Origin of the sequence: Alkalihalobacillus alcalophilus ATCC 27647 = CGMCC 1.3604, from assembly GCF_000292245.2 — a bacterium.
Taxonomy (GTDB): domain Bacteria; phylum Bacillota; class Bacilli; order Bacillales; family Bacillaceae_D; genus Alkalihalobacillus; species Alkalihalobacillus alcalophilus.
The window spans coordinates 1-11,751 of record NZ_ALPT02000037.1 but is presented as its reverse complement, the minus strand read 5'-3'; the positions used below and the strand labels follow the sequence as shown (position 1 = coordinate 11,751).

14 protein-coding genes and 1 riboswitch are annotated in these 11,751 nt (G+C 36.9%); of the genes, 7 read left to right on the top strand and 7 right to left on the bottom strand.

Translation table 11 applies throughout. From position 1 onward, the window contains the following. Positions 1–171: 171 nt before the first annotated feature. The 4 genes from BALCAV_RS11405 to BALCAV_RS11390 all read left to right on the top strand — a co-directional run bounded on the left by BALCAV_RS11405 (position 172) and on the right by BALCAV_RS11390 (position 4,063). Positions 172–474: a MerR family transcriptional regulator gene (locus BALCAV_RS11405; RefSeq protein WP_003324343.1), complete on the top strand. Its 303-nt coding sequence runs from the start codon at positions 172–174 to the stop codon at positions 472–474. A gap of 120 nt (positions 475–594) precedes the next feature. Next, positions 595–1,395: a divergent polysaccharide deacetylase family protein gene (locus BALCAV_RS11400; protein ID WP_003324344.1), complete on the top strand. Its 801-nt coding sequence runs from the start codon at positions 595–597 to the stop codon at positions 1,393–1,395. Further along, a complete protein-coding gene (locus tag BALCAV_RS11395; protein WP_003324345.1) occupies positions 1,392–1,931 on the top strand; it encodes a GNAT family N-acetyltransferase in 540 nt (179 codons plus the stop codon). Before BALCAV_RS11400 ends, BALCAV_RS11395 begins: the two co-directional genes overlap by 4 nt. 341 nt (positions 1,932–2,272) lie before the next feature. After that, the gene (locus tag BALCAV_RS11390; RefSeq protein ID WP_003323900.1) at positions 2,273–4,063 is read left to right on the top strand and encodes a S8 family peptidase; all 1,791 of its coding nucleotides are present in this window, start codon (positions 2,273–2,275) and stop codon (positions 4,061–4,063) included. An 88-nt stretch (positions 4,064–4,151) separates the two neighbouring features. On the opposite strand, the gene cysC is transcribed toward BALCAV_RS11390, so the two are convergent. The 6 genes from cysC to BALCAV_RS11365 form a co-directional block, all read right to left on the bottom strand. Next, entirely contained in the window at positions 4,152–4,757 is a 606-nt protein-coding gene (cysC, locus tag BALCAV_RS11385) for an adenylyl-sulfate kinase (RefSeq protein WP_003323898.1), read from the bottom strand. A gap of 111 nt (positions 4,758–4,868) precedes the next feature. After that, positions 4,869–5,945 (bottom strand): inorganic phosphate transporter, encoded by a 1,077-nt coding sequence (locus BALCAV_RS11380; protein WP_003323897.1) that lies wholly within the window; start codon positions 5,943–5,945, stop codon positions 4,869–4,871. A 27-nt stretch (positions 5,946–5,972) separates the two neighbouring features. Next, complete coding sequence (gene sat, locus BALCAV_RS11375) at positions 5,973–7,118, bottom strand: sulfate adenylyltransferase (protein ID WP_003323896.1); 1,146 nt, start codon at positions 7,116–7,118, stop codon at positions 5,973–5,975. 30 nt (positions 7,119–7,148) lie between these two features. Beyond that, positions 7,149–7,841 (bottom strand): phosphoadenylyl-sulfate reductase, encoded by a 693-nt coding sequence (locus BALCAV_RS11370; RefSeq protein WP_040323930.1) that lies wholly within the window; start codon positions 7,839–7,841, stop codon positions 7,149–7,151. Positions 7,842–7,981: 140 nt separating this feature from the next. After that, positions 7,982–8,128 carry a YezD family protein gene (locus BALCAV_RS21640; RefSeq protein WP_003323894.1) on the bottom strand — a complete coding sequence of 49 codons (147 nt, stop codon included), beginning with the start codon at positions 8,126–8,128 and terminating at the stop codon, positions 7,982–7,984. Positions 8,129–8,416: 288 nt separating this feature from the next. Beyond that, positions 8,417–8,653 (bottom strand): hypothetical protein, encoded by a 237-nt coding sequence (locus BALCAV_RS11365; RefSeq protein WP_003323893.1) that lies wholly within the window; start codon positions 8,651–8,653, stop codon positions 8,417–8,419. A gap of 164 nt (positions 8,654–8,817) precedes the next feature. Here BALCAV_RS11365 and cbpB point away from each other — a divergent pair, with 164 nt between their 5' ends. Then, on the top strand, positions 8,818–9,264 hold the full coding sequence (cbpB, locus tag BALCAV_RS11360) for a cyclic-di-AMP-binding protein CbpB (protein WP_003323892.1): 447 nt from the start codon (positions 8,818–8,820) through the stop codon (positions 9,262–9,264). A gap of 125 nt (positions 9,265–9,389) precedes the next feature. After that, positions 9,390–9,539, top strand: a riboswitch (FMN riboswitch). A 120-nt stretch (positions 9,540–9,659) separates the two neighbouring features. After that, positions 9,660–10,631 (top strand): DMT family transporter, encoded by a 972-nt coding sequence (locus BALCAV_RS11355; RefSeq protein WP_003324713.1) that lies wholly within the window; start codon positions 9,660–9,662, stop codon positions 10,629–10,631. Between the two features lie 57 nt (positions 10,632–10,688). Here BALCAV_RS11355 and BALCAV_RS11350 read toward each other — a convergent pair whose 3' ends face one another. Beyond that, complete coding sequence (locus BALCAV_RS11350; protein WP_003324714.1) at positions 10,689–11,120, bottom strand: SRPBCC family protein; 432 nt, start codon at positions 11,118–11,120, stop codon at positions 10,689–10,691. A gap of 31 nt (positions 11,121–11,151) precedes the next feature. Here BALCAV_RS11350 and BALCAV_RS11345 point away from each other — a divergent pair. Further along, positions 11,152–11,751: CPBP family intramembrane glutamic endopeptidase (locus BALCAV_RS11345; RefSeq protein ID WP_040323929.1), on the top strand; the 600-nt coding region annotated here is incomplete at its 3' end.

Here is an 11,751-nt window from a genome sequence, read left to right as displayed (position 1 = left end):
ATGATTATTTCCTTTCTTCCTTACATAGGGAATCTCACATTAGAATTCCTAAAGACTTAAAATAAAAAATGTAAGATAATCTAACACGCGTAAACACGTTCTTTAATTAGATGTGATATAGTATTACAAAAGATGCGAACATTCTTACTTTTTACAGCGAGGTGGAGTGGATTGTCCTATAAAGATAAAAAAGTGATAACCATCGGTGTTGTTAGTGAACTTACTGGGTTATCGGAAAGAAAGATTCGCTATTATGAAGAGCGCAAGCTTCTCTTTCCGGAAAGAACAAAAGGTGGAACGAGAAAATATTCCTTTTTAGATGTTGAACGTTTAATTGATATCGCTAATAAAATGGAAGATGGTATGCAAACATTTGAGATTAGAAAAATGGAACAAAAAGCCCTGAAAAAACAAGAAGTACGTGAACGGATGCTACGTGGTCAAATTAATGCCGCCTTCAATATCCGTAAATAAGATGTGCTAAACGATCATTAAGTCGTTAGCACGTCTTTTTTTTGAGAAATCGTAGGAATTTGTAATTTAAATGACGCCTTTTCGGCAAACTAATGTTACGAAAAAGGAGGAAGGTAATTCATGCTCAAAAACATTAGTTTCTTTATTATGTGTTTATTTATCCTTTTAACAACAAACCCTGTTCTAGCTTCCGATAATCAGATTGCGATTATTATCGATGATTTTGGTGGTGATGTCAAAGGGGTTGACCAATTCCTCGAAGCAGATATACCGATTACTGTCGCCATTATGCCCTTTCAAAAATACGCAACAGAGCAAGCTGAGTTAGCTCACAAAGCAGGGTTAGAAGTGATCATTCATATGCCGATGGAACCTAAAAAAGGGAAAGCCTCATGGTTAGGCCCAAATGCGATTACATCTGATTTATCTGATGAAGAGATTAAAGAAAGAGTCCATCAAGCAATCGAAAACGTACCACATGCTGTTGGCATGAATAACCATATGGGTTCTAAAATCGTCGAAAATGAGCATATTATGAGGATTGTCATGGAAATCGCCAATGAGCACCAGCTGTACTTCCTTGACAGTGGAACAAGTGAAAAATCTGTTATACAGGCACTAGCAAAAGAACTAAACATACCTTTTATCGCACGCGATATTTTTATCGATGATAGCCTCTCTTCTCAAAGGGAAGTTGAACTACAAATCGATAAGCTCATGAAACTCTCAAAAAGTAAAGGGAAGGCGGTCGGAATTGGACATGTCGGTATAAAAGGAAATGAGACATTCTCAGCTGTTGAAAATGGTTGGAAGAAGATGAAACAAAACCAATTACGACTTGTTTATTTATCTGAACTTCTCGAAGCACCTATCACCCATCAACTACACCATATTCAGTATGAAGGAGGAAGTGCACCTTGACTTCTTTTACTGATCATCAAACCTTTGAAGGGAAAGATGGTTCCGTTATTCATCTAAGACCTGCGATAAAAGAAGATGCAAAGGAGATAATAAAAGCCGCAAATGCCATTGTAGAGGCAAAGCGATATATTCAAAAAGAAAAAGTAAATTCTTTAGAAGAAGAACACCATTTTATCGATCATGTGCAACAACAAGGTCATATGTATATCGTGATCGAAGTAAATGGACAAGTGAGCGGAATCGCCAGAGTTTTAATTGGCGAATTAAAAATGAAACAGCATATAGGTTTATTCAGAACATGGATCCACCCGAACACTCAAGGAAAAGGGATCGGCCATTTTATCATGCAATATACACAAAATTGGTGTAAGAAAAAAAGACTTCATAAATTATGTTTAACTGTTTTTGCATCCAATCAAGCCGCTTATTCTTTATATAAAAAATATGGATTTGAAGAAGAAGGTGTTCAGAAAGACCAAGTATTTGTTGACGACCATTATGACGACGAAATTTTAATGGCCTATTTTATTAAATAACTCAACTTTCGCATTAAGAAAATAATAATATACTCTCCGGCGGTCGCTCCCAAACAGACACTCCGCTCCTTGCCGAGGAGGCTCGCCAGGTTCCCGCAGGACGCGGAGTATGGTTTTGGGAGCGACAGCCGAAGTGCTTATTTTAGTGAACAGTTTCCTTCAACAGCCTACTTTGAGATGTGTTCAGACTGTCAACGATTGAACCGTTCCTGTAAAGTCAATTTGAGTATTGTATCTCCCTAAAGTCAATCTCTATCAACGGTTAAGGGTCAATCATACGCTGCGAAATTTGAGTAAATAATATTTTAAATCTAATAATGATTATAACGAGGTGAACACTAATGAAAAAAACTGTTTTTACGCTTTTACTTCTTGCTGTGTTTGGAATCGGAATGTTTTATATGGGACGATTTATGCTCGATCATAATGAGCAAGATTATGTTTTAGAAAAAGAAATCCCGCAAACATTAGATTCGACAGCAATGGATGAGCTTTTAGCCGAAGATTTATCGTTAACAACATCTATGTTTTTAAAACAATTATCAGGACAACTCAATCGCTGGTCTGATTATGATTTAACGAATCAAGGTTTGGAAAATGCCTTTCACGAGGAGCTAGCTGAACATCCTCATTTCAACGGATTTGCCATCTACGAAGAAGATAATCTCATTATCGAAGCTGGTGAAATGTCGACTTTTGATCGCTCTTTATTAACCCATACCCATATGCAAAGTGAATTCTCAGATCCATATATCAAAAATGAGCAACATTTTATGTTAATGGGCGAAACATTACCAGATGGTCGTAACATCATTGGTGAAGTCGATTTAAGCTTCATTCGCTCATTTGTAAAAGATATGGCTTCTGTAGCAGATTCTAATGGAAACTTCTTTGTCTCTGGAGATGATCCGAAAGTCCAATGGGAAACAACAGACGATGTCCCTGATGGATACCAAGCCAAAACCGTACCTGAATTAGATTGGCAAATTGTCGTTCATTCAAAAGATCCGAAGCCAGAGTCTGAACAAAAATCCTATATCGAAAATCAAGCCGTGATTAAGTTTAAAAACGATGCTCATGCTAACGACTGGTTTTTAAACAATCAAAATGTACAACTCATTTCCTCTTCCGGACCTTTTTATGTGGTTCAATCTAATGAGGAAACGACCCCACAATTGATTGAACGCCTAAATCATGATTACTACCTTGCCTTTAGTGAACCGAATTACTTAATGACAACTAACCAAGTCAGAGTTCAACAAACGAAACCTAATGATGAGTTTTTTGAACCGTATCAATGGAACTTAAGTCAAATTAAGATTAGCAATGGCTGGGATTTATCAGGCGGTGAGGACGTAACAATCGCAGTTTTAGATACAGGAGTTGATCCCGATCATTTAGATTTAAAGGATAAAATCTCACATGGTTATAATGCATTTGATGAAAGTGGCGATTTTTCAGATGCTCATGGTCACGGTACACATGTTGCTGGTGTTGCCGCAGCCATGACTAATAATATTACCGGAATTGCCGGTGTTTCTTGGAAAAGCAACATCTTACCAGTAAAAGTATTAAATGATGATGGAGAAGGTTCTTCATATGAAGTAGCGAATGGTATTTATTGGGCCGTTGAGCATGGTGCCCAAGTGATCAACATGAGCTTAGGTGATTATTATCATTCAGATGCCTTACATGATGCGGTTAAATATGCTTATGATAACGATGTTGTGATTATTGCTGCTTCTGGTAATGATAATGTGTCAGACCCGATGTATCCAGCTTATTACCCTGAAGTATTAACCGTTGCCGCTCTCGACCAAGATCAAAAACGGGCCTTCTTTTCAAACTATGGTGAGCATGTTGATATATCAGCACCTGGTGAACATATTCCGAGTCTTTTTCCAGATAATAATTATACGGTTATGTCAGGAACTTCAATGGCTGCCCCTCATGTCGCTGGGCTAGCTGGATTAATCCGGGCACTACGCCCAGACTTAACCAATCAAGAAGTGTATGATGTGATCACCCAAACGGCAGAAGATCTTGGCACAAATGGTCGTGACTCCTACTATGGACATGGTGAGATCAATGTTACCGCTGCCTTACAATCAATTCGTTCTCAAAATAGATAGTACAGTAAAGTAGTCCAACACCATAGCCAACTAACTGTATCGCAAAAAAGGTTCGTGAGTCACATGCTCACGAACCTTTTTTAATAGCTTAAATGATCTCTTTCTTTTGTAAATAATCTAATATTTGTTGCACCGATTGCTCAATTGTCAATTGATCCGTATCAATAATAATCTCTGGGGAATTCGGTTCTTCATACGGCGAACTAATCCCGGTAAAATCACGAATTTCACCTGCTCTTGCTTTTTTATATAATCCTTTTGGATCGCGTTGTTCACAAGCATCTAAAGAACAACGAACATAAATTTCGATAAATTCACCTTTTTCAACAAGTGCTCTTACCGCATCTCGATCTTCACGGAACGGTGAAATAAAAGCGGTACAAACGATCGTCCCAGCATCCACAAATAGTTTAGAAACCTCACCAATTCGACGAATGTTTTCTTTTCGATCTTCATCACTAAAACCTAAGCCTTTATTTAAACCATGTCTAACATTATCTCCATCTAACACATAACTAGAAAGTCCCTTTTGAAAAAGCTGATATTCTAATGCATTTGCTAATGTCGATTTCCCTGCTCCAGATAAACCAGTAAACCATAAAATGCTGCTTTTATGTCCTTTTTGTTTTTGCCGTTCAGCTTTTTTAATCGTTGTTTCGTGCCAAACGATATTTTCTGTCCCTTTTAAACTCATTTTTTCACCTTTTCTTTTTTAGACTGATTTCGTATTAAGCTTTGGTTTTCTCCTTCACCAAGTAGCCTAAGTTCCCACTTCTAACACACCAAAATTTAAGTGGACGTATTTTTATATGCCTCCACCTTCATCATAGGTTGAACGCTTTTCTTTACGGGCCGTATGATACAAACTAAAAGCCCCCGTGGTCGCAATAAAGACACTAACGATCACAAATAACGTATAAAAATCAGACTGCCTAATTAATAAAATAAGTCCATAAGCAATCACTAATGAAAAGATCGGTGAGACAATCCATACTTTAATAATCTGTTTCATAATCCCTTTTTGCCACACCTGAAAACCATTTGCTGCTGTTCCAATTCCAGCAATCGCTGATGTCGTAATTTGTGTTAACGGCACCGGTAGCCCAAATATAGAAGCGACTATCACTAGTGAACCACCGGTTAAAGATACAGAGCTCCCTTGCAATAACGACAATTGAGTAATCTTTTTACCATTCGTTTCTAAAACTTTACCGCCAAGGACAATAGCCCCTAAGCCAACAAATAATCCTCCATAAATGACTGCCGTATTAATTTCAATCAAACCAGCCCCTACTAATGGACCAACCGCATTTGCAACATTGTTCATACCAGCTGCATATGCTTCAATACACCCACAGGCAATGAGAAAAAAGACAAGTGGTTTTTTCCATTTCCCTTTTCCTTTTAACTGTGGCCAGCGTTTTTCTAAATAAATCGTCACTTTTCCTATTAATAAAGCCATAAAAAAGGCAACAAACGGAGTGATGATCCAAAAGCTGACGATAATAAGAAGTTCTTTTAAAAAGAGAGCTTGAAAAGCAATCCCTACACCGACAATCGAGCCGACAACGACCTCACTTGTTGATAAAGGAATACCAATTAAATTAGCAATAAATAAAGTACCACAAGCAGAAGCTAAAATAATGATTACAATCGGAACATCAACAATCTCATTTGGAATAATTCCTCCACCGATCGTCTTGACAACCTCTCCTCCTGCTAATGCTCCTAAAAAAGCAAAAACAGCCACAAGAACCATCGCGATTTTTTTATTTGGAATTGCCCCACTTCCGTATGCTGGTCCCATTGCAGCCGCTGTACCACTCGCTCCAATGTTCATCGCAAAAAATAATGCAATCGCAAAAGCTACAATTTCCAGCATAAGGATTCACCCTTCCTTCTCAAACGGCTACGCTTCAACACGCTCTTGCATACCGCGTATTAAAACCTCTACAACTTCTTTTCGACTAAATTCTGGTGGTGGTACTTCACCATTGCTCAGCATTGCCCTTACTTTTGTCCCTGACAAAATCACATGATCTTCTTTTGAATGTGGGCATGTTTTCGTTGATGCCATATTGCCACAAGCTTTACAATAGAAACTATGCTCAAAAAATAACGGCGTAATATCTAGCTCCCCTTCTTCAAATTCAGAGAAAATTAATTGGGCATCATACGTCCCGTAATAATCACCGACACCGGCATGATCACGTCCAACAATAAAATGGGTGCAGCCATAATTTTTACGAACAATTGCATGGAAAATCGCTTCACGTGGACCCGCATAACGCATCGCCGCTGGGAAAACAGATAAATAAACTCGATCTTTTGGATAATAATTTTCTAAAAGAACTTCATAACTTTCCATTCGAACATCGGCTGGAATATCATCCGATTTTGTATCTCCTACTAACGGATTCAAAAATAATCCATCAACAATCTCTAAAGCTGACTTTTGAATATATTCATGAGCACGGTGAACTGGGTTTCTCGTTTGAAAGCCAACGATTTTTTTCCAGCCTAATTCAGCAAACTTCGCTCTCGTTTCTTTTGGGTCTTGATGATATGATTGGAAACGACCACGGTTAACTCTTTTCGTTAACACAATTGGTCCTGCCACATAAAACTCGGGACGTTCAAATAATTTCGCAACACCAGGGTGATTTTTATCATCTGTACGATAAACATGTAATGCTTCTTCAATTTTGTTTGGTTGATAAATTTCTGTTACCGTGATGACTCCAAAAACAGAACCTTCATAAACAAGCTTGACCTTTTCATTAAGCTCAAGCTCATTGGCTTTTACCTCTTGAACAGGTAAAGTGACAGGAATACTCCAAATCGTCCCATCTGCTAACCTCATTTTTGTAACGACAGATTGATAGTCAGCACTCCCTAAAAATCCAGTTAATGGACTAAATCCACCTATCCCGATTAATTCTAAATCTGATAAGGCAAAAGAATCTAATTCAATTTCCTTCGTAATAGATGTGTAATCATAATTTGCGTCAAATTGTTCAATTAATGTTCCACCATGCGGTTGAATAGCTGTCATTTATTTCTCCTCCTATAGCTTCCATCATTATTAAGGTTGTTGATGTAATCCACATTCCGTTTTTCCAGAGTCTGCCCAGCGACCACTTCTTGGGTCTTCTCCTTCTTTAACGGGCTTTGTACAGTATTCACAACCGATACTTGGATAATTACGGTCGTGCAAATCGTTATATGGCAATTGATGTAGCTTGACATACATCCAGATTTCTTCCTCTGTCCAATGAATTAGTGGACAAATTTTTATCGATTTAAAACGATTATCCTTATTCACAAATTCCGTATTTGCTCGAGTTGGTGATTGTTCACGTCTTAATCCTGATATCCATGCTCGGTGTTGACTTAATTGATTTTCTAACGGAATCATTTTTCTAAGTTGACAACATTGGTCGGGATTAACCTTCCAAAGCTTCTCTCCATATTGTTCCGCCTGTTCTTCCGGTGTTAAATTAGGTTTAATTAGATTAATTTTTAAAGTTGGATAACGAGCCTTGACTTTATCAATTAATTCATACGTCTCTTTAAAATGAAAATCCGTATCTAAAAAAATAATTTTAGCTTCTTTATTCACTTTACTAATGAGATCAATTAACACCATTCCTTCAACACCGAAGCTACAGGAATAAACAATTTCGTCACCGAATTCGCTGTAGGCCCACTTTAATATATCAAGACTATCTTTTCTCTCCAGGCTTTTATTTAATGTGTCGTAATCGGCCTTTTCCATCTTGTCATATGAGATAAACAAGCTTTCCTCCTCCTCTTTTTCTAAAAAATAAACGAAAAGAGACGACGTTCACTAAAGGAGAGAACCTATTTCCTCCTTATGCGAACGCCGCCTCTAGTTTGTCTAGTCAGCAACAACTATTATTTAATTCGAACTTTTTCATTCTTTTCTAATTGTATAATCTTCCCATCTTGAACAATTATCGTAATCGAACCGTACTGCAAGCCTTCTAAAAGGTCTTTTAACGTTTGCGACACTTGCTCTAAAGATTTTTCCGCTTTATTCATGCTACTCCTCCTAGCATTAAACCTCCATCAAAGACAAATTTAATTCCTTGTATTTTTATATGATTTATTAGTTTAATAGTATTCTATCCATCATTTGCATGAATGTCAATAATCGATCGTGAATTTTCCGAAAAATGGGCTAATTTAATTTTAGTGACTTTAATTGGTACAATAAATAGGTTGATTTACTCGTTCTTATCCAGATTAAATTCAACAACATAAAAAACCCATAACCTTTAAAAGTAGCTCATGGGTTTTCTTAACTTTTATTAAGTTTTTTATGTTTCATTATTTTGAAAAAGGGATAACTTTGGCAGGAATTTTTTCATTATATGTATAAATAACTTTATAGCCTTCTTTTTTCCGTCTTTTAAAAGTTTTTTCAGAAATAGGTCTAGGAGTTGACCATGCTAAAGAGCTCGGATTATTCCATGAATCAAAGGTAATTAATTCTTTCTTATAAAAATATTGATTTCCAGAAAAATACGTCTCACAAATATAGGTTACTGTTTGTTTGGAATGCATTTTCTCACCTCATTTGTTATAAAGTATCGCCAAATTCTCCAAAAAATATGAGAACTTTTTTACCTTCCAATTTAATGCCTTATTTCTTGACAGACTCATTTTTAGAACGGTACGATAAACTAGAAGCATACTGTCCAACAAATATAATAAAAAGAAGTGATAACATGATTCAACATTTAAAAAATCAAACATTAATGGCAGAAGAATTACATGAATTAATTGTACCGATGGAAAAAGTGGCTCATGTACAATTAAAAAACCCCTTAGAACACGCTTTGCTCGTCCTTATTAAATCTGGATATACCGTTATTCCAGTCCTTGACCCGACGTATAAGCTACATGGCATCATAAGTAACTCTTTAATCCTAGATTCGTTATTAGGTGTTGAACAATTTGAAATGGAACGTTTATCTAACCAAGTAGTCTCTGATGTTATGAATCCCGATGTACCGACGATCAAAAAAGAAGATACCTTTTCAAGAGCACTCAATTTAACGATCAATCATCCCTTCTTATGTGTCGTTGATGAGCGCGGAGAATTTTTAGGTATCTTAACAAGAAGGTCAATTCTTGCCCTTGTAAGTAAATACTTACATAAACAAGAAAGTTAATAAACGTTTTTATAAGTTTGGCTTATCTTAAGAAGGCGATTTAATGTATTTTTATTACTTCCAAAAAGTAAGTGTTGATAAAAAACAAACATCGTATTATGATAATATTATTATATGAACTGAATATGAATCTTCGGGGTTAGGTGAAATTCCTTACCGGCGGTGATGATTTATGATAAATCTAAGCCCGCGACTCTTTAAGTGCTAGTCATTTAAGGACTGACTTGGTGACAATCCAAGGCCGACGGTTAAAGTCCGGATGGGAGGAGATCGAATAGTACGCTTGTTCAGATTGATGACAATCGAGCACGTTTATTTGGTAAGCCTTCTTTTAATTAAAAGAAGGCTTTCTCTTTGTTAAGATTCCATATTCAAACACAAAAGGAGTTTGAGTTATGGTACAGTCAGATCAGTCTTTAAACAAACAGAAAGTAATGAAACAAGGTTTTTGGTTTGTAGCGATTGGAGCCGCCTTTTGGGGCATTAATCCGATATTTCGGATGCTTTTACTAGACACTTTTACCTCGGCCCAAATCGTCTTATTAGAGCATGTTTTATTATTAGTTATCGCCGTTCCATTATTATGGGCCAATCGAGCAGACTTAAAATCGGTTAAATTTAAACATTTGGGAGCGATTATTTTTATTGCTTGGGGTGGTTCAGCGTTAGCAACCATTCTTTTTACATTAGGTTTAACATACGGAGAAATTAATGTCGTCTTATTATTACAGCAATTACAGCCACTATTTGCGATCTTTTTGGCGAGAATTATTTTAAAAGAAGCCCTGCCACGTCACTTTTCAACAGCCGTTATTATTGCGTTAATGGGAACTTATTTATTAACATTTGGATTTCATTTCCCATTCGGTTCAATGGGAGACTTTTTTCAAGCGGCAAGTCTACTCTCTATTGCAGCCGCAGCCTTATGGGGCGGTTCCACTGTAATGGGAAGATATTTATTAAATGACATGAAATACGAGACCGTTACCGCTTTACGCTTTATCGTCGCTTTGCCATTACTCATTATGATCGTTGCCTTCCAAGGAGCAGCATGGTCATTACCAGCAACAACAGGTGCATCAGCTATTATCTTTATTAACCTTGCTGCATCTGCATTAATACCTGGTTTATTAAGTATCTTAATCTACTATCGTGGATTAGCAAATACAAAAGCATCATTAGCGACCATTGCGGAGCTAAGTTTCCCAACAGTCGCCTTAATTATTAATTGGCTTGTATTTAATGAGGTTGTTTCAGTTGCCCAATTTATCGGCTTTTTGTTAATTTGGTCAACAATGTACTTCTTATCCATTCAAAAGCAGCCAACACCAACCCAGCGTATTCCTGAACCGTTGACATCACCTTAAATTCTAAGAGCCATTATCAAACACCCCCAATGAAGAATTTCTTATTGGGGGTGTTTTTTAGTTAAATATTTGTTTTATCGCTTTCTCTCGACTTTTAAACATTTGCTGTAATCCTTTACTTATTATAAAACTGGGCACCCTTGTTATGATTTCAAGCCGGTCGCACATCACCGTATAAGCACCTTGTTGTTTAAATGTATGAGTATGTTTCCAAGAGCCTAAAGGAAACGGGGGATTCATTGCTACATCAGTAAATTGACAATTTGCCTCATCTCTTGTGATTTCAGCAAGCCATGTGTACGAAAGAAAACTTAGTGAAAAGTCAATCTCGACTACTTGCGTGCCAGATTCCGCCTCTTCTAGCCTTAATTGTGAGATCACCGGAAAGCTTGTGATTTCAACTAAGTTTTTCGGATTAGAGAAATAGGGCCATACTGTATTAAATTTTGCTGGTATAATGGTTGTATACTGAAACACTTTTATATCCATATACGCACCTCGATTTTAACATTTAGATAGGATGAGTCACTTGAAACATACATATTGGGGCCTTCTTTTAGCGTCCGTACTTTTATTTATTAGTTTTCTCTGGCAACCAATTGATTTTTGGATTGTTTTCCCATTATCGCTGGCACTGTTAACCGTCTATGCCTTGTTCTGTACGGACACTCCCCTCTTTCAAGCAGCCAAAAAAGGGTGGATAGTCGCCCCTGTGAGTGGCATTATGATTTACCTATTATTTGCCATCGGGAAAGAGTTCCTGATTATAACTGGCATCCCTTTGCTTTCTTCATTAGAACAGCTGTATCAACTCGTCCAACCAAAAGAATGGTATCATTATATTTGGTTGTTTTTTATTATCATACCAGGTGAAGAGTTTTTTTGGCGTTATTTTATGTTAAATCAATGGTTACATAAATTTTCGGTAACAAAGGCGATTTTGATTGCTACTCTCTGTTATGGGATTGTCCATCTATTATCGGGTTCACTTTTACTCGTACTAGCTGCTTTAATAGCTGGACTTGTTTGGAATTATCTTTACTATCGCACAAAAAACATATGGGCCGTCATCGTCTGCCATCAAGTATTCAATTTATTTCTACTTGTTTTGTTTCCATTG

Bases quoted from the DNA above. Each gene is read 5' to 3' on its own strand.
- BALCAV_RS11350 (WP_003324714.1), bottom strand. From the start codon at position 11,120: ATGGATATAAAAGTGTTTCAGTATACAACCATTATACCAGCAAAATTT.
- cbpB (WP_003323892.1), top strand. From the start codon at position 8,818: ATGATTCAACATTTAAAAAATCAAACATTAATGGCAGAAGAATTACAT.
- sat (WP_003323896.1), bottom strand. From the start codon at position 7,118: ATGACAGCTATTCAACCGCATGGTGGAACATTAATTGAACAATTTGAC.
- BALCAV_RS11370 (WP_040323930.1), bottom strand. From the start codon at position 7,841: ATGGAAAAGGCCGATTACGACACATTAAATAAAAGCCTGGAGAGAAAA.
- BALCAV_RS11400 (WP_003324344.1), top strand. From the start codon at position 595: ATGCTCAAAAACATTAGTTTCTTTATTATGTGTTTATTTATCCTTTTA.
- BALCAV_RS11390 (WP_003323900.1), top strand. From the start codon at position 2,273: ATGAAAAAAACTGTTTTTACGCTTTTACTTCTTGCTGTGTTTGGAATC.
- BALCAV_RS11365 (WP_003323893.1), bottom strand. From the start codon at position 8,653: ATGCATTCCAAACAAACAGTAACCTATATTTGTGAGACGTATTTTTCT.
- BALCAV_RS11380 (WP_003323897.1), bottom strand. From the start codon at position 5,945: ATGCTGGAAATTGTAGCTTTTGCGATTGCATTATTTTTTGCGATGAAC.
- BALCAV_RS21640 (WP_003323894.1), bottom strand. From the start codon at position 8,128: ATGAATAAAGCGGAAAAATCTTTAGAGCAAGTGTCGCAAACGTTAAAA.
- BALCAV_RS11355 (WP_003324713.1), top strand. From the start codon at position 9,660: ATGGTACAGTCAGATCAGTCTTTAAACAAACAGAAAGTAATGAAACAA.
- cysC (WP_003323898.1), bottom strand. From the start codon at position 4,757: ATGAGTTTAAAAGGGACAGAAAATATCGTTTGGCACGAAACAACGATT.